This is a genomic window from Bacillus aerolatus (assembly GCF_009183655.1).
In the GTDB taxonomy this organism is placed as follows: domain Bacteria; phylum Bacillota; class Bacilli; order Bacillales; family Domibacillaceae; genus Pseudobacillus; species Pseudobacillus aerolatus.
Genome location: NZ_WEIO01000008.1, coordinates 106049 through 123416, shown reverse-complemented (window position 1 = coordinate 123416; position 17368 = coordinate 106049). Strand labels below are relative to the sequence as shown.

15 protein-coding genes are annotated in these 17368 nt (G+C 40.8%); 8 read left to right on the top strand and 7 right to left on the bottom strand.

The window, feature by feature from the left end; translation table 11 throughout:
* Positions 1–141 precede the first annotated feature (141 nt).
* On the bottom strand, positions 142–531 hold the full coding sequence (locus F9802_RS13720; RefSeq protein ID WP_152152905.1) for a hypothetical protein: 390 nt from the start codon (positions 529–531) through the stop codon (positions 142–144).
* A gap of 3 nt (positions 532–534) precedes the next feature.
* The gene (locus F9802_RS13715) at positions 535–1071 is read right to left on the bottom strand and encodes a hypothetical protein (protein WP_152152903.1); all 537 of its coding nucleotides are present in this window, start codon (positions 1069–1071) and stop codon (positions 535–537) included.
* Positions 1072–1574: 503 nt separating this feature from the next.
* On the opposite strand from F9802_RS13715, the gene F9802_RS13710 reads away from it, so the two are divergent.
* The 4 genes from F9802_RS13710 to F9802_RS13695 are packed head-to-tail and all read left to right on the top strand — an operon-like array spanning position 1575 to position 6001.
* A complete protein-coding gene (locus tag F9802_RS13710) occupies positions 1575–2960 on the top strand; it encodes an NAD(P)-dependent oxidoreductase (RefSeq protein ID WP_225435354.1) in 1386 nt (461 codons plus the stop codon).
* Between the two features lie 31 nt (positions 2961–2991).
* Complete coding sequence (preA, locus tag F9802_RS13705) at positions 2992–4260, top strand: NAD-dependent dihydropyrimidine dehydrogenase subunit PreA (protein ID WP_152152899.1); 1269 nt, start codon at positions 2992–2994, stop codon at positions 4258–4260.
* 49 nt (positions 4261–4309) lie between these two features.
* Positions 4310–5719, top strand: a complete 1410-nt coding sequence (hydA, locus tag F9802_RS13700; RefSeq protein WP_152152897.1) for a dihydropyrimidinase — start codon at positions 4310–4312, stop codon at positions 5717–5719.
* Positions 5720–5767: 48 nt separating this feature from the next.
* Positions 5768–6001: a hypothetical protein gene (locus F9802_RS13695; protein ID WP_152152895.1), complete on the top strand. Its 234-nt coding sequence runs from the start codon at positions 5768–5770 to the stop codon at positions 5999–6001.
* A 144-nt stretch (positions 6002–6145) separates the two neighbouring features.
* On the opposite strand, the gene F9802_RS13690 is transcribed toward F9802_RS13695, so the two are convergent.
* Positions 6146–6721, bottom strand: coding sequence for a hypothetical protein (locus F9802_RS13690; RefSeq protein ID WP_152152892.1), 576 nt, complete (start codon positions 6719–6721; stop codon positions 6146–6148).
* Between the two features lie 634 nt (positions 6722–7355).
* Between F9802_RS13690 and F9802_RS13685 the strand changes: the two genes are divergently transcribed.
* The 3 genes from F9802_RS13685 to F9802_RS13675 all read left to right on the top strand — a co-directional run bounded on the left by F9802_RS13685 (position 7356) and on the right by F9802_RS13675 (position 11192).
* Positions 7356–8813 carry a CoA-acylating methylmalonate-semialdehyde dehydrogenase gene (locus tag F9802_RS13685; RefSeq protein ID WP_152152890.1) on the top strand — a complete coding sequence of 486 codons (1458 nt, stop codon included), beginning with the start codon at positions 7356–7358 and terminating at the stop codon, positions 8811–8813.
* A gap of 25 nt (positions 8814–8838) precedes the next feature.
* Positions 8839–10179, top strand: coding sequence for an aspartate aminotransferase family protein (locus tag F9802_RS13680; protein ID WP_152152888.1), 1341 nt, complete (start codon positions 8839–8841; stop codon positions 10177–10179).
* Between the two features lie 176 nt (positions 10180–10355).
* Complete coding sequence (locus F9802_RS13675) at positions 10356–11192, top strand: STAS domain-containing protein (protein WP_152152886.1); 837 nt, start codon at positions 10356–10358, stop codon at positions 11190–11192.
* 169 nt (positions 11193–11361) lie between these two features.
* Here F9802_RS13675 and F9802_RS13670 read toward each other — a convergent pair whose 3' ends face one another.
* The 4 genes from F9802_RS13670 to F9802_RS13655 form a co-directional block, all read right to left on the bottom strand.
* The gene (locus F9802_RS13670; RefSeq protein ID WP_152152883.1) at positions 11362–12708 is read right to left on the bottom strand and encodes a sensor histidine kinase; all 1347 of its coding nucleotides are present in this window, start codon (positions 12706–12708) and stop codon (positions 11362–11364) included.
* Positions 12705–13397 (bottom strand): response regulator transcription factor, encoded by a 693-nt coding sequence (locus F9802_RS13665; RefSeq protein WP_152152881.1) that lies wholly within the window; start codon positions 13395–13397, stop codon positions 12705–12707. Before F9802_RS13665 ends, F9802_RS13670 begins: the two co-directional genes overlap by 4 nt.
* Positions 13398–13574: 177 nt before the next feature.
* Positions 13575–14033, bottom strand: a complete 459-nt coding sequence (locus F9802_RS19725; RefSeq protein WP_191991974.1) for a DUF5342 family protein — start codon at positions 14031–14033, stop codon at positions 13575–13577.
* Positions 14034–14323: 290 nt separating this feature from the next.
* Positions 14324–15778, bottom strand: coding sequence for an alkaline phosphatase PhoX (locus tag F9802_RS13655; RefSeq protein WP_225435353.1), 1455 nt, complete (start codon positions 15776–15778; stop codon positions 14324–14326).
* Positions 15779–16116: 338 nt separating this feature from the next.
* Here F9802_RS13655 and F9802_RS13650 point away from each other — a divergent pair, with 338 nt between their 5' ends.
* The gene (locus F9802_RS13650) at positions 16117–17340 is read left to right on the top strand and encodes a YbfB/YjiJ family MFS transporter (RefSeq protein ID WP_152152879.1); all 1224 of its coding nucleotides are present in this window, start codon (positions 16117–16119) and stop codon (positions 17338–17340) included.
* Positions 17341–17368 lie beyond the last annotated feature (28 nt).

Below are 17368 nucleotides of genomic sequence, written 5' to 3'. Positions count from 1 at the left end.
ATAGCAACAAAGTTTGCCAAAACAGCCAAGAAAAAAGTAGGCCTGTCCACAGTGAACGGCCTATTAAGAAAAGGTATTAGAAAAAATAGGAGTGGACGAGTATAGTGCTGTTGTGTACTTACTGTTGGCGGGTTACAAACTTCAGCGGTTTTCTTTGTTGTATTGATCAAGCCCTTTTTTAAACAGATCAAGTATGATATCATGCTGTGTTTTACTCATTACATGATTTCTAATTTCATTCAGCTCAGCGACTAGCTCGGCATCAAGGTGAAGATTAATTGTTTTGCCTTTATCCTTTGGTCTTATTTCATACCCATCATCATCTTCTTTCGCATAGCCTTCTATTAGCATGTCATTAGAAAACCAGGACTTATCAGGAATCCATATATACTCTCCTTCAAAGAAAATTTTTGATAAGTCTTTTTCAAATGAAATATCAAGCAAGTTGTTCTTGCCTTGATTGGATTGTTTAATTTTTCGGGCTATTTCTTGGTTTTGAACGTTATTGGTAAGTTGAATTTTTGCCTTCATTAACTAATCAGCTCCTTCGACACTTTTTATTTTGCTTTCTTCTACATCTTTGAGTACGTCGAAAGATCCTTCAATTTGAATCGTGTACTGAAAATGATCTTTGTTTAAGCATGAATCAATGATAATTCCAATAATCGGCTGCTCGTTTGCGTGCGCATTTACGAGCACACGGTCAAGCACTTCAAATTCAGAGGACAAGTAGCCTTTCTCATGCAAAAAAGTATATGCATAAGCTTTGGGATATAAAAATCGTTTCTTTCCTTGTTTGGCATGTAAGGCCCAAAACTTTTCTTTTTCATCAATGACCTCGCCTAAATAACCTTCGTCCGCCCAGCGTTTGATCGTAGACATATTAATTTTCTTGCCGATTTTCTTGAAAACTAAATCAATAATCTCCTTGGAAGATATATATTGCTCTCGTTCTTTTTCTTGCTCAATTAATGCCTCTAACTGCGTATATAAATCTTGCAGAAGCTGTTGCTGGTTTTTAATTTTTTCTTCTAATTTTTTTATCATGGATTCTAAATCGTTTCTTTTCAAAAACTTTCACGCCTTTCTTTCTCGCGAGGCTTAAAAAATGAAGAGATATTTTTATTTTACAACATTTTTGCAATTTAAATGAGTTAAGTTAACAAATAAGATATCTAGATGCAATCATTAATAAAAAAATGAAAAAATAACTTCTTAAAAAAATCCGTTATTATAACTTTAGAGTGTTATTTAAAATTGATTAATATAATATAAATAAAAGCAATTAATCGATTGACAAATTAACACTGATATCATAATATCTATTTTAAGAATATTAAGAAAATTATAAGGTTTAACACAGAATTTAACTTGTAAGAAAGGCGAGTAAATAGGGGAAGCGCAAGTAAAAAGATTTTTATAGTCTTAGCGATTAGTAAAAAAATAATTTTGAAAGCGTTGTCAAAAGGATTGTTTGTCTGTTGTAGGCAGAAGTAAAACATTTTATTGTCAGGAAGCCAGTTAAAGAAGCTGCGAAATTAAGCTCTATGGAAAAGAGTGAGAGGGGGATAAGTATGCATTTAAACAGAGTAAAGGATAAAAAGATTTCCCTGAAAGATTTAAGGAAGAACTTTAGTGAATTTGAGCCTGCCTTAACACCAAAGGAGGCGGTTGAAGAATCAAATCGCTGTCTTTACTGTTATGACGCACCCTGTATCAAAGCTTGTCCAACTGGAATTAATATCCCATCTTTTATTAAAAAGATTGCTTCTGGGAATTTAAAAGGTTCCGCTAAGGTCATTATGGAGGCGAATCCGGTAGGAGCCAGCTGCGCACGCGTCTGCCCTACGGAAGAATTGTGTGAAGGTGCCTGTGTATTAAATAATGCTTCTCTGCCGATTATGATTGGCAACTTACAGCGCCATGCAACGAACTGGGCAATCCAAAATAGTGAACAATTATTCCAAGCCGGTGAAGCGAATGGCAAAAGTGTGGGTATCATCGGCGGAGGACCTGCGGGATTATCGGCAGCACGTGAGCTGGCTCGTCTTGGATACGAAGTGACTATTTTTGAAGCGAAAGAAAAAGCTGGGGGATTAGATACCCACGGCATCGTTTCTTTCCGGCTGCCTCAGGAAATTTCGTTGTGGGAAGTAGAGCAAGTTGAAAAGTTAGGTGTGAAAATTCATACAAATACAAAGGTCGGAAGAGACATACCGGTAGAAGAAGTGATGAATAACTTTGATGCCGTTGTTTTAGCCGCAGGGATGTCTAAAGTTCCTATGCTGGGCATTGAAGGGGAAGAGGCAGAAGGAGTATTTGATGCCATTGACTTTGTAGAAAATACAAAAACGCCTCCTCTTGATCAGCAGTTTATCGGGAAAAAAATTGTCGTGATCGGAGCTGGGAATACGGCTATTGATGCCGCGACATGCTCTGTTCGTTTAGGGGCAGGCGATGTGAAAATGATCTATCGCCGGACAGAGTCGGAAATGACAGCCTATGAGTTTGAGTATGAATTTGCCAAGCAAGATGGAGTTGAGTTTAGGTGGCTGACACAGCCAATAAAAATTATTAAAGATAAGGCTGGTCATGTCAAGGCTTTAGAATGTGTCCGTATGGAGCTGGGAGAGCCGGATGACTCGGGACGCCGTCGTCCAACTCCAGTTGCTGGATCTGAGTTTAGTATGGAAGTGGATGCGGTTATAAAAGCCATCGGTCAAACCCGCTATGTCAATTTAATTGAAGAGCTTGGATTAGAGCATAACAGAGGGGTCGTAAAGATCGATATGAACACACATCAAACATCTAATCCAAAAGTATATGCAGCAGGTGATGTCATCTTTGGTGATGGTCAGGGAGATGCAATGGTGGTTACCGCTGCGCAACAAGGGAAATTGACAGCTTATGCTATTCATAAACAACTGATTACTGATGAGGCCACACTTGAAAGCGTGTAATTAAATTATATTTAAGGCAGGAGGAATTTGAATGGCAGACTTACGTGTAAACTTTGCCGGCATTAAAGCACCCAACCCTTTTTGGCTTGCTTCTGCTCCGCCAACAAATTCAGGATATCAAGTGCAGCGGGCTTTTGAAGCAGGCTGGGGAGGAGCGGTGTGGAAAACCTTAGGGGAACCCATTTTAAATGTATCTTCCCGATTTGCCGGGACTCATTTTAACGGCCAGCGCGTTGTCGGGTTTAACAATATTGAATTAATTACTGACCGGCCGCTTGAAGTGAATTTGCAAGAGATATATGAAACAAAAAAGAAGTTTCCGAATCACGCCGTTATTGCTTCCCTAATGGTTGAACCTAAACAGGAAAAATGGCATGAAATCGTAAAAAAAGTGCAGGATGTTGGCGTGGATGGCTTTGAACTAAATTTCGGCTGCCCGCATGGAATGGCAGAACGCGGTATGGGGTCTGCTTCCGGACAGGTGCCTGAACTGGTCGAAAAGCAAACTTATTGGGCGAAGGAAGCGGCAAAGGTGCCGGTTATTGTGAAATTGACTCCAAATATTACTGATATTACCGCAACAGCTTATGCAGCTGTACAGGGCGGAGCAGATGCTGTAAGTATGATCAACACAATTAACAGCTTAGCCGGAGTGGATATCGATACGTGGAAGACCATTCCGAATGTCGCAGGAAAAGGGGCCCATGGCGGCTATTGCGGACCGGCAGTTAAACCGATCGCTTTGAATATGGTAGCCGAGTGTGCACGCAACCCTGAAATTAATGTACCGATTTCAGGAATGGGTGGGGTGTCCACATGGAAAGATGCAGTGGAATTTATGCTTATGGGAGCAGGAAGCATTCAAGTGTGTACAGCTGCAATGCATCATGGCTTCAGTATTGTCGAGGATATGGTGGATGGGCTGAATAATTATCTTGACGACAAGGGGATTGAGTCAGTTGCCGGCCTTATTGGCCAATCGGTTGAAAAATACTCTGATTGGGGTCATCTGGATCTAAATTATAAAGTGGTTGCCCGCATTAATAATGATGTTTGTATAAATTGCAATAAGTGTCATATCGCCTGTGAGGATACCTCTCACCAATGTATCGATATGCTGACATCAGAAAATGGCAACGCGTATCTTGAAGTACGGGAAGAAGATTGCGTAGGGTGTAATCTATGCTCAATTGTTTGTCCGGTGGACGGTGCTATTAGTATGGTAGAAATTCCAAATGGGGAACCGATGACTTGGAACCAGCGTCAAGAAGCGATCAAACTGCCTATCTGTAATTCATAGATCTGTAGAAATGACTTGCACTATTTTTTAAAGGGAGGATAAATGATTAATGAAAAAATTAATTAAAAATGGAACTGTCGTCACTGCAACAGATCAATATGAAGCAGATATCCTTATTGAAAATGGAAAAGTCGCCGCTATCGGTCATAACTTAAGTAAAAATGTTGATGAAGTAATTGATGCTAAAGGAGCCTATTTATTTCCTGGAGGGGTCGACCCGCATACCCATTTAGATATGCCATTTGGAGGGACAGTTACAAGTGACGATTTTGAAACGGGAACTATTGCAGCAGCCTATGGGGGAACCACTACTGTGATTGATTTTTGTTTAACAAATAAAGGAGAGCCGTTAAAAAATTCTATTCAAACATGGCATGAAAAATCAAAAAACAAGGCTGTTATTGATTACGGTTTTCACCTCATGATCGGTGAAGTTAATGAGAATGTACTAAATGAAATACCTCAAGTAATTGAGGAAGAAGGTATAACATCTTTTAAAGTATTCATGGCGTATAAAAATGTCTTTCAGGCCGATGATGAAACATTGTTCCGCACGCTTTTAGCGGCGAAAGAGCATGGCGCTCTTGTTATGGTTCATGCTGAAAATGGGGATGTCATTGACTTTTTAGTTAATAAAGCATTAAAAGAGGGCAATACTGATCCGATCTATCATGCGTTAACAAGACCCCCGGAAGTAGAAGGAGAAGCTACCGGAAGAGCAGCTCAGTTAACGGGACTTGCTGATTCCCAGTTGTATGTTGTGCATGTGTCCTGCGCTGAAGCTGTAGAAAAAATTGAAGAGGCCCGAAAAAAAGGCTATCAAGTTTGGGGAGAAACATGTCCGCAATATCTCGTATTGGATCAGTCCTATTTAGAGAAGCCGAATTTTGAAGGGGCCAAGTATGTATGGTCTCCTCCTCTCCGTGAAAAGTGGAACCAGGAAGTATTATGGAATGCGTTAAAGACCGGTCAGTTACAGACACTTGGCTCGGACCAGTGCTCGTTTAATTTTAAAAGCCAAAAAGAGTTAGGATTGGGCGATTTCACAAAAATACCGAACGGGGGCCCGATAATAGAGGACCGTTTTAGTATTTTATTTTCGGAAGGCGTAAAAAAAGGCCGGATATCTATTAATCAATTTGTTGATATCGTCTCAACAAGAATTGCTAAGCTATTTGGGTTATTCCCGCAAAAAGGAACAATTGCCGTTGGCAGCGACGCGGATATTGTTATTTTTGATCCGAATAAAGAAAGAGTTTTGTCCGCTGAGACGCACCATATGAATGTCGACTACAGTGCATTCGAAGGCATGAAGATTACAGGGGAACCAATTTCAGTTTTATCACGCGGCGAATTTGTCATTCGTGAAAAAGAATTTGTTGGCAAACGAGGAACAGGGCAATATCTGAAAAGAAAACGTTTTGAAAGCCAGGCTAAAATAGCTGAAAAAGTATTTTAATAGCCGAATGAACGGATCAATAAATTCATTAGTGAGGAGGATAGAAAAATGTCATCTTACGCGGAATTTTTAGAAGAAAAAAAGAAAATTGATGAGTTATACGAAAAAGGGTACACAATCACGGCTGTTCGTGAAGATCTAAGCGGTGCTTATCTAACATTTGAACGTTCAAAGCTGGATTTGAATGATATCGAAGAGAAAATAGAACTTCACATTTTAACGGCAGATACGCGTAAATATTTTTCTAATTTAATCATTGCACAACAGAAAGAATTGATTTAATTATTGGCGTCAAATGATGCGAGACAAAAAATGTGAAAATAATTCATCATTCTGCCTGGCAGCGCAGAAAACCTTTCTTTAATTTATTTCAAAGAAAGGTTTTCTATAGGAGATAGTCTTATAAACAACACTAGGGAAGATTCATTAATTATGTTTAATTTTGGAGATGCTATATATAGCTGATGACACGTTTTTTTCTGAGCCGTTAATATTAAATACTAATTCCACATCTATATCTTTAAGCTGTTTTTCCTGGTTATATAAAACGTAATAAATAATTTCATCATCAATATGATAAATAATACCATCATGTGAACGGGCTAAAAGGTATTCTCTTATATCATTTCCTATTTGTTTGGAAAGTTCTAAGTGGTTGTTGGCGATTCTATTGGCGGGGAAATGACTTCCGGTGTACTTCCAGCGCAAAGCTTCCTTCCGTAATCGGGTTTCACTAAATTGGTAATTCAAAATAAAAGGGTTTTTAAAAGTGATCTTTTGATTAAGGACGACGGCTATCTCTTCTTCTTCCACTTCAGCGTGGCAAAATGCATATTGCGCAGCCAGCTCCAGGTCATTAATGAGATAAACACCCGGTCCAAATGAAGATCGGGCGGCAACTCCATTATTAAAGGCTCTTGATTCATTGCGTTCATATTTTTGGGTGTGGATTACGGTTCTTGCTTCTTTGTAGCTGACTCCTCGGTAAGCACTTCTTTCCAATTTGAACCCTCCCTTTATAAGTGTTGATTGCGTTATCACAAGAGAATTGAAAGATTGTTAGGCACGTAGAGAAAAATTTTAAAAGCGCTTACATTGTTTTTTATAATGTTTTTTGGAAAACGGTCTCCGCTCGCACGTAAGCTCATAAATGCATAACATATATATTTGAGGCCTATGCTTGAAACTCCTTTTTTTATTTGGCTGTTTTCGCAAAATTTGTTGCTATTTACCAAGTAGTGCGGTGTGGTTGATTGCAGCGAGAGTTGCTCTATTAGAGCGGGGCGGGCGGTGAGCCTCCTCGGCGTAAACGCCTGTGGGGTCTCGCCTGTCCCGCTATTCCCGCAGGAGTCTCGCACTTCCGCTCCAATCAACCTTTAACAGTTTTCGTTTTAAAAGCAACAATCTCTTAGAAAAGAGCCTTTTATTTAAAGATTAAATGTAGAGCTACAATTAATTGATCTTTTTCAACTATATCTTTCTAACAAAGGACACAACGTAAGGGGAAGAGAGGAAGATCATCCATAATGTATCATAATGTTCCGAATGTTTTTACTATGTGTCTAATGAAAGCGTTATCCAACGAGAATATAATAAAACTATTAAGGTAGCTAAAAAACTTTCAGGAGGTTTTATAATGGTAGTCACAAAAGAAGTAAAAACAGTGAAAAACTTTATCAATGGACAATGGACAGAATCAGTCAGTCAGAAAATAGAGGAAGTTCCCAATCCGGCGACAGATGAAGTGATTGCCAGACTCGCAGTTTCTACGAGAGAGGACGTTGATCAGGCAGTAGCAGCCGCTAGGGAAGCATTTCAAACATGGAAGAAAGTGGCTGTCCCGCAGCGCGCCCGCATGTTGTTCCGTTATCAGCAGCTGCTGGTGGAGCACTGGGAAGAGCTCGCTCAGATTGTCACACTTGAAAATGGAAAAAGCTATAACGAAGCATATGGAGAAGTTCAGCGCGGCATCGAATGCGTGGAATTCGCCGCTGGAGCTCCTACGTTAATGATGGGCAGCCAGCTGCCCGATATTGCTGCAGGCATCGAATCTGGGATGTACCGCTATCCGATCGGTGTAGTCGGCGGCATCACACCATTTAACTTCCCGATGATGGTCCCGTGCTGGATGTTCCCGCTCGCCATTGCTTGCGGCAATACTTTCGTATTGAAGCCATCTGAACGTACGCCTCTTTTAGCGAACCGTTTAGCCGAGCTGTTTAAAGAAGCTGGCCTTCCGGATGGCGTTCTAAATATTGTTCACGGCGCTCACGATGTTGTGAACAGGATTCTTGAGCACAAAGATGTAAAAGCTGTTTCATTCGTCGGTTCACAACCTGTGGCCGAATACATTTACAAAACAGCCGCGGCCAATGGCAAAAGAGTACAGGCACTCGCCGGGGCAAAAAACCATTCGATCGTTATGCCGGATGCGGATTTAGAAAACGCAGCAGCAAACATTACAAGCGCCGCTTTCGGATCAGCAGGTGAACGCTGCATGGCTGCCTCTGTTGTTGTAGCTGTCGGAGATATCGCTGATAAATTAGTCAGCCGCCTGAAGCAAAAAGCGGATGAAATAAAAATGGGCAATGGGATGGAGAAAGACGTGTTTCTAGGACCTGTCATCCGTGAAGCTCATAAAGAACGGACGATTAAGTACATTGACAGTGGTGAAGAAGAAGGAGCCGTACTTGTTCGCGATGGCAGAAAAGAAGGCGAAAATGAGCAAGGCTATTTTGTTGGCCCAACCATTTTCGACTATGTGAAAACGAATATGAAAATTTGGCAGGATGAAATTTTTGCCCCTGTGCTTTCCATCGTCCGTGCTGAAAGTCTTCAAGAGGCAATTGAAATCACGAATGAATCTGAGTTTGCGAATGGAGCTTGTCTTTATACAGACAGCGCGAAAGCTATTCGGGAATTCCGCGAAGAAATTGACGCCGGCATGCTCGGCATTAATTTAGGAGTGCCGGCTCCAATGGCTTTCTTCCCATTCTCCGGCTACAAAAATTCATTCTACGGCGATCTCCATGCGAATGGCAAAGATGGAGTAGAGTTTTACACGCGTAAAAAGATGATGACCGCTCGTTATTAATATAGAGAAGTGGAGGCGAGAATTCATGCAGGTGACAGAAAAAGGACAAGATTGGCAAAAGAAAGATCAACGTTTTGTTTGGCACGCGATGAGAGGTTCGGCTCCCACTCCGGGAAATTTAATTGTGCAGAAGGCAGAAGGTGCCTGGGTGACGGACGTAGAAGGCAACAAATATCTGGACGGTTTGTCGGGTCTTTGGTGTGTGAATACTGGTTACGGAAGAAAGGAGCTGGCGGAAGCTGCTTATGAACAATTGCTGGAGATGCCGTACTTTCCTTTGGCACAAAGCCATGTTCCTGCCATCAAATTAGCTGAAAAGCTGAACGAGTGGCTTGACGGCGATTATGTTATCTTTTTCTCCAACAGTGGTTCAGAAGCGAATGAGACCGCTTTTAAAATAGCGCGCCAATACCATCAACAAAAAGGGGAGCACGGGCGGTACAAATTTATTTCCCGCTACCGGGCTTATCACGGGAATTCAATGGGCGCATTGGCGGCAACAGGCCAGGCTGAGCGTAAATATAAATACGAACCGCTCGCTCCCGGGTTTATCCATGTAAATCCACCGGACATATACCGTAATCCTGATGATGAACAAACCCTTGAAAGTGCGGAGGAAGTTGATCGGGTCATGACTTGGGAGTTAAGTCAGACAGTGGCTGCAATGATTATGGAACCGATTATTTCAGGCGGAGGCTGCTTGATTCCTCCACAGAACTACATGAAAAAGGTTAAAGAGATTTGCGAAAAGCATGGAGCTCTGCTCATTTGTGATGAAGTAATTTGCGGGTTCGGCCGGACAGGCAAACCGTTTGGATTTATGCATTACGATGTGAAGCCGGATATTATTACAATGGCGAAAGGGATAACAAGTGCTTACCTTCCACTTTCTGCAACAGCAGTTAAAAGAGAGATTTACGAAGCGTACTGCGGCAATGAGCAATACGACCGTCTCCGTCACGTAAATACATTCGGCGGCAACCCGGCAGCCTGTGCATTGGCGCTGAAAAATATGGAGATTTACGAGAATGAAAAATTGATTGAACGCTCGCAGATTCTTGGAGAGCGGTTATTAAAAGAATTAGAAGAGATAAAAGACTTGCCGCTTATAGGCGATATCCGTGGAAAAGGGCTTCTAATCGGCATTGAACTAGTTGAAGACAAGAGCACGAAAAAGCCGGCAAGTACAGAAGTGGTGAATAAGGTAATCAGCCTTTGTAAAGAGAAAAAGCTGATTATCGGCAAGAATGGCGATACAGTGGCTGGATTTAATAACGTGCTGCAGGTCGCCCCCCCGTTAAGCATTACAGAAGAAGACTTTACATTTATCGTTAACACGTTGAAAGAATGCTTCCGTTCTATATAAAATGCTAGAAAGACTGCTACTGCTTTGGAATATCCAAAGCAGTCTTTTTCTTTTTCAATAATTAAGATAATTGTGTTATGTTAAACTAAAGGAGCGGCTATCCTCAAAGCCTAAGAACTTTATAGAAGATGTGCAAAAATATTTAATGATGGTCGATAGATTCAGGAGGAAGAAAAATGAATAACGAGATACAATTTCTTGGAGAAAAAGTGATCGAAAAGAAAGCTGAAATTGCCGAAAAAGTACATAAACATAGACTTGCCGGTATAAGTGAGGAAGAAGAAAAACAACTAGCAGTTATTGAGCAAGACATTCTTAAAATGAGGGCAGACTTCATTCATTTATTTGGAGAAGCTCTTAAACAGCAGCTGGATAAAGAAACAACAGCAGAGATGATTTCAAATTGGGGCAAAGAAACAGGAAAAGCGATCTATGATTTAGGTATCCCTTTGGATGAAGCGCTGAAAGACACTAAATTTTATCGAACTTTTATATGGGAAGCAATTAAAGAAGAAGTAAAAAAACATCATATGTCAGTAGATACCGTTTTTGAAGCCGGTTCTATCATTGATCCTCTCCTGGATGAGGCGATATATTATTTTAGTTTAACGTTTGTTCATTTTCATCAGGCAGCCTTAACAGAAGCGAAAGCGGCCTTTATGGAAGTATCTGTACCTGTCGTTCCTGTTACAAAAGAGATTGCGATTTTGCCTTTGATAGGGAACATAGATACAGATAGAGCACAACTATTAATGGAGTCGGCACTAAAAGCAGCGAATAATCTAAAATTGTCGCACCTCGTATTGGATTTATCAGGGGTGTTAACTGTCGATACAATGGTAGCCGATCAGGTTTTTAAAGTTGTAAGTTCCTTGAAACTTCTTGGAGTAGAAACTATTTTAACTGGCTTGCGTCCGGAAGCCGCTCAAACACTCGTATCGATTGGTGTTAATTTCAGTAATGTAAAAACAAAAGCAACCTTGCAACAAGCATTACATGATCTTTATAATTAATGCTTATTTAATGATCGTTCCTAATAGGAAAATCTTTGTACTATAAAATTGAATAAAAAAGTATAGCACCATTCGGAAATCTGGATGGTGCTATACTAAAATAGTTTTCCCTCTCTATCAAAGTGAAAAAACCTCGTATTAAGAATTCAGTCATAATATCACTTCAAGGCTAGTCCAGGTAAATCGTTACCGTTGTCCCTTTTCCTTCTTCACTTTCGACAATAATCTCGCCCCCATGATTTTCTGTAATTGCTTTTGCGATTGGAAGTCCGAGTCCGGTTCCGCCTGTTTTGCGATGACGGGACTTATCCACGCGATAAAAGCGTTCAAAAATATTTGCAATATCCTCTTTAGGTATACCAACCCCTTGGTCCACAACCTGAATGGCTGTCCGGCTGCCAATTTTCCCGGGCTTAATTTCAACATCTTTTTTACTATATTTTAGTGCATTATCCAATACATTTGACAATACTTGTGTCAATTGCTGTGAGTTCCAATAGGCTGTTAAATTTTCGGGTGACGGAAAAACGATAATATTTTGATTGTATATTTTTTTAAATTTATTTGCGATTTGTTCACAAAAACTAGCGAGATCAATTTGCTCTCGTTTCATATTTTCCTGACCTCCTTCGGCGGAAGCAAGGCTCAGCATTTGCTTTGTCATTTCTTTCATTCGTTCTGCCTCTGAATGTATGGCTTCAATCGCCTCCTCACGAATCTCATGGTTCTCCGCTCCCCGACGCTTAAGTAACAGGGCATAGCCCTCGATTACTGTTAAAGGAGTCTTTAATTCATGGGAAGCATCTGATACAAATTGTTTTTGCTTTTCGAAATTCTCTTTGAGCCGGTCGATCATACAATTAAACGTCATCGCCATTTTGTATAGCTCATCCTTTGAACGGTTAGCCGGATCAATTTTTTTGAATTCACCGCTTTCCTCAACTGCCTTCATCGTTCTCGTCATAGCTGAAACGGGATTTAAAAGGAGGTTCGATAATATTTTTCCGCCTAAAATAGAAAGGGAAAGGGCAGCAATAGAGGCCCAAAACAGGATAGATAATAAAAGCGAAATACTATCAATGATATCATCAAGTGTTTTGACTATTTCAAGCGTTCCGATGAAACGGCTGCCGGAATAAACAGGATAACTAACGGCTAGATATTTCTCGCCATGGACGATTATTTCTTCATCTTTTTCTTCATTACTAAAGATAGGCTTAAGTTCCTTTAGTTCTTTCTCGTCATCCACTTCGTGAATGACGTGTCCTTCTTTATTAACAAAACGGATCATCCCATCATCAATAATATATGACCGGAGCGGATTTTCATGGCTGGGTTGCGACAGCTCAGAGAGTGTAACCTTTTCCGCAATCAGTTCTGCTTCATCGAGCAAATTATCAGCTTCGTTTTTTATTTGAGATTTCATGTATATGAAGTAAATGGAGGCATTTACAATTAATAAAATAATAAATAGAATACTTGCTGAAAAAACGTAGATTTTCGTTTTGATACTCATGAGCCTTTCACCTTAAGGCTGTAACCTACACCGCGAACTGTTTGAATGTAGGGGTGTTCAAAGTCGTCATCGATTTTTTTTCTTAAATGGCGAATGTATACGTCGACAACATTCGTATCCCCTGTGTAGTCATAACCCCACACATGTGAGATAATCTGTTCCCGTTCCAAAACCCTGTTTTCATTTTCCATCAAATATACTAACAGGTTAAATTCTTTCGGAGTCAACTCGATTGATGTTCCATCGCGTTGTACTTCTCTTGTATATAAATTGACGGTTAAATCTTCTGTCCTTAACTCGTTTAATGCAGCTGGCTGCTTTTGTACCGTTCTCAGACAGGCACGTATTCTTGCAAGAAGTTCTTCAGTAGAAAATGGTTTCGTCACATAGTCATTGGCGCCTTGGTTAAGGCCGCTTACTTTATCTAAAGTCGTATCCTTTGCCGTTAAAAAAATTACAGGAGTCAGGTCATCGTCTTCCCGCAGCCTGCGAAGGACTTCTATTCCACTTAACTCTGGAATCATAATATCAAGTAAAATTAAATCCCAAGAATCTGACTTTATTTTTTGTAGTGCTTCCTTGCCTGTTTCTGCTGTATCCGTTTCGTAGCCCTCATATTCAAGTTCCAGAGATAAGAGCCGGGCGATTTTCATTTCGTCTTCTACGATAAGGATTTTTTTCTTTGTCATCGAATCCCCCCTAGTTTAATTTTAAAACATTTGTTATTGTTTTTATATTTTTATCAGTTTTTTAGGCAACAATACCTCTTTTTCGATGGTATAAAGGCAAAGACAAACATCAGGAGGGATTTTACTCAATACAGCACAAATGTACGTACAATAAGGATGATATCTTACGGTTTCCTTTTATTGTTCAAAATATTCTTCCATCAACTCGTGAACTTTAGATTCAATTGCTTCAAAATGAATTTCCTTTAAAGTTTGAATAGGCATTGGGTTAAACCAGTTAATTTCTCCATCGCGATAAATCCCTCTATAGTCGTTTCCTTCAATATTCATTGAAAATTGATGTCTTTCGTGAATTTGATTTTCAAACAACTTCTTTACCTCAAAATGTGTTCCCATTAACTGATGAACTTTAGATTCAGTGGCTTCAATACTTTTACTCATCAATTGATGGACTTTACATTCAATGGCGTCAACTTGATTCTCCTCTAAAGTCTGAATAGGCATAGGGTGAAACCAATTAATTTCTCCATCGCGATAAATCCCTTGATAGTCGTAACCTTTAATATTTATCGAAAATTGATGTCTTTCGTGAATTTGATTTTCAAATAACTTTTTTACTTTAAAGTTTGAAAACATAGCAAAGACCTCCCAATTATTTATTCAATCTTTTTTATCTAAATTATTTAGTGGTTTGTTATTAATTGTAATAATAGACGTTACTCATTACAGTCGCATAAAATAAAGATTAAAATTTATTCAGAAACTGTGTTTGATTTAGGTGTTGATAATAAATTATTTTTTATAGCGATGATTCAGATGTCGGCGTACCATGTGCCGTTCTTATTTGTTTAAAGTGTATAACCAATCAACTTTTATAAAAACACCCCTTTGCCGTAGTGGCAAAGGGGCTAGGTTCATTCTCTCCATTATAAAATTGGCATCCCGTGGCGATGTAAGGCTGCTGCTTCAAGCGGAGACATGCCTTGTTGCTCGGCAAAAGCAGTAAGTTTATCTGAAATAGCGGGCGCAAAATGTTTTGGCGGAGCGGCGTGGCTCATTTGGCGCTGACGTGCTGCATTGATCCGGGCAAATGGTCCCCAAATCGCAAAGGTAATACCAGGGCTTTGAATATTGACGAAAAACGTTTTGCCGTCGGATGAGAAAGTGGGTCCGCATAACTCAGAGCCATTGAGCTTGTTTTCGGCAAACTGATAAATTTCACCTTCCGGCGTGATGCCGATAATGCGGTCGACTCCCGGTCCGTCTTCTACAAACCAGAGGTCGCCCCATGGTGTAATGCAAATATTATCGGGCATTTCCATGTCGTTCGCATCTGATGCCTCGTAAAACAGCTCCAATGTATTTGTAGCGGGAATATAACGGTAAATACGTCCGAGCTTTTTCGCGCCGGCCGATGTGTCATCAAACCAAAATACCCCCCCAGCAAAATATGCTCCTTCTAAGCGGCTGAACTGGATGCAGCCTTTTGCTTTAGCATCGTCATTTGCATTTTCAGGGTCGATATCTTTCCAAATGATTCCGAAAGTTTGTCCAGTTTTAAAGACACTCGCTTTTTGATTAGGCACCTCTTCGATTGCGGCCGCTTGCAGTGTACCGCCTTGTTGAAGAGAACCGAGTTTTTGGCTGCGGTCATTTGGAATAAACCGGTACAGAAAGCTTGGCGAAGCATCTTCTGTCAAGTACACAATGCCTGTTGCCGGATCAATCGCACATGCTTCGTGAGAAAAGAATCCCATTTCTCTAATCGGCGCTTTAGACATATTATTCTCGGGGTCTTCAGGATCTACTTCAAATACATATCCGTGTGCATATCCGCTGTTATTGCTTTCGGTTTCTTCACAAGTCAACCATGTTCCCCACGGTGTAGCACCTCCTGCACAATTGCGTACAGTTCCGGAAGAGCTGACGACTTCACTGACTAATTTTCGGTTAGGACCAACGATAAGAGCTGTCGTTCCACCCGCAACATTTTTATTGTAAGAATTTTTTCCAATGACAGGGTTGGCGGCATTGCTGCCAAGTTCATGGTTACGAACGAGAATAGTAGAGTTATGAGGTCCCTGGAAGGCTGCCATTCCGTCAAAAGCTCCAGGAACAGGGGCGCCATTTGACAGTTTCCCGCCTTCCTGGGAAATGATCCGATATTGAAATCCTTGAGGGAGATCAAGGATTCCTCCTGGATCCTTGACTAAGGGACCAAAACCGCTAAAACTAACTTTTTTACCGTTTGACTTTGCAAATGTATTGGAACCAAGTGAAAACACACCCGTGCTGCCCAGTGTTAAAGCAACAGTCGCCATTCCTCCCGCTTTTAAAAAATCTCTTCTGTCCAAGCCTTTTTGAAATGGTTGATTACTCACATTAAAAACCTCCTTTTCATTTTTGGGAAAATAAATATGTGAATCTCCTGATAGACGTACAGTAGGATGAGGTAAGGATGATTATGTACTTGAGCTGCGCCTATCAATCGGGTGAGTTGGTCCAATCTGATCCCCCTGTTAAATGTAGTCTTTCAAAGTAAAGCGAGTATTAAAGTATTTTTAATAATTTATTAAAAATTGAAAATATTATAAAGTGAATGGAAAGGCTTTTTTACATTACTGGAGAAGTTATTAATGACTGAACTGAACATTTAACAATATATATTAATCTGGTGAAGGAACTGGAAGAAATGAATGTGTAAATAGGGGGTGGATTGATGGGACAGGAAAAGCACATTTGGAAGTACGCGTTCGCGTGCGTTATGGTGACAATTAGTACACTCGGCTTTGGCCGGATGTCTTATGGGATATTAATGCCTTTTATGAAGGAAAGTTTATCGCTTTCGTACGAACAGGCGGGAATATTAGGCACAGCTGCTTCGATCGGATATTTGGGGATGGTTCTCTTTGCCGGTATTATGGCCGCAAAGTGGGGCTCGAAGCGATTAGTCATCGTTGGGACGCTGCTTGTCGCTTCCGGCTTGCTGTATTTGCCGTGGACGCAAAGTTTTCTTCCCTGTCTGGCAGGGATGATCCTTCTCGGTATCGGGACGGCTTTCGCTTATACACCTCTCGTTAATATTGTGGTAGGCTGGTTTCCGCGGCAGCGAGGGATGATGATTGGATTTCTCCTCAGCGGATTGGGATTAGGGACACTCATCTCAAGCGCGTTGATCCCTTTTTTCACTACTTGGTTTTCTGAGAGCGGCTGGCGATATCTCTGGCTTGTATACGGACTGCTTTCTTTACTGTCGGCGTTGGTTGCGCAGATCGTCCTTCGTGATCCGCCCATACCTGCCCGTAACACGGCTCAAAAAGATGATTCTCTTCTTCGTGAAGTGTACTTGCATAAAAGAGTACTGCTCGTCGCAATCATCTATGGATTGATTGGCTTTGCCTATTTAATTCCGCAGAGCTTCCTGTTCAGCTTTATTTTAGAAGCTAACATCGATCGCTATGCTGCCGGTCAAATTATGGCTTTAGGCGGCTTGATGTCCATTTTTAGCGGACCGTTGTGGGGAACAATTTCGGACAGGATTGGACGGAAGAAGTCCTTGCTCATTACGCTTTTCATAGGAGCTGTTTCGATGGGGATTCCTATCATTTTTCCTATGTACCTAGGATTTGTCATCAGCCAATTTCTTTGGGGAATTACGGTCGTCGGTATGCTTTCTCTCATTCAGGCATTATCAACAGAGCAGATTCATCCATCTTTTGCACCTATTGCTTTAGGGTATGTCACCGTGTACTTTGCGGTAGGACAGTTCCTTGGACCCGGATTTGGCGGCTGGATGATTGACCATCTTGGCGGAATCCCATCTACTTTACTGCTTTGCTGTGGACTATTGCTTTTAGCGTTCGTTTTATCCACGCAGCTGCACAAACAGGCAGCGGCAGAACAGCTGGTTCTTCAAAAAGAGCAGAACACGATGGGGGGATAAGGTTATTTAAAGACGAAAGGATGATCAG

Coding starts and splice junctions, on each gene's coding strand:
- F9802_RS13720 (WP_152152905.1), bottom strand. CDS start 531: ATGAAGGCAAAAATTCAACTTACCAATAACGTTCAAAACCAAGAAATA.
- F9802_RS13710 (WP_225435354.1), top strand. CDS start 1,575: ATGCATTTAAACAGAGTAAAGGATAAAAAGATTTCCCTGAAAGATTTA.
- preA (WP_152152899.1), top strand. CDS start 2,992: ATGGCAGACTTACGTGTAAACTTTGCCGGCATTAAAGCACCCAACCCT.
- hydA (WP_152152897.1), top strand. CDS start 4,310: ATGAAAAAATTAATTAAAAATGGAACTGTCGTCACTGCAACAGATCAA.
- F9802_RS13695 (WP_152152895.1), top strand. CDS start 5,768: ATGTCATCTTACGCGGAATTTTTAGAAGAAAAAAAGAAAATTGATGAG.
- F9802_RS13685 (WP_152152890.1), top strand. CDS start 7,356: ATGGTAGTCACAAAAGAAGTAAAAACAGTGAAAAACTTTATCAATGGA.
- F9802_RS13680 (WP_152152888.1), top strand. CDS start 8,839: ATGCAGGTGACAGAAAAAGGACAAGATTGGCAAAAGAAAGATCAACGT.
- F9802_RS13675 (WP_152152886.1), top strand. CDS start 10,356: ATGAATAACGAGATACAATTTCTTGGAGAAAAAGTGATCGAAAAGAAA.
- F9802_RS13670 (WP_152152883.1), bottom strand. CDS start 12,708: ATGAGTATCAAAACGAAAATCTACGTTTTTTCAGCAAGTATTCTATTT.
- F9802_RS13665 (WP_152152881.1), bottom strand. CDS start 13,397: ATGACAAAGAAAAAAATCCTTATCGTAGAAGACGAAATGAAAATCGCC.
- F9802_RS19725 (WP_191991974.1), bottom strand. CDS start 14,033: ATGTTTTCAAACTTTAAAGTAAAAAAGTTATTTGAAAATCAAATTCAC.
- F9802_RS13650 (WP_152152879.1), top strand. CDS start 16,117: ATGGGACAGGAAAAGCACATTTGGAAGTACGCGTTCGCGTGCGTTATG.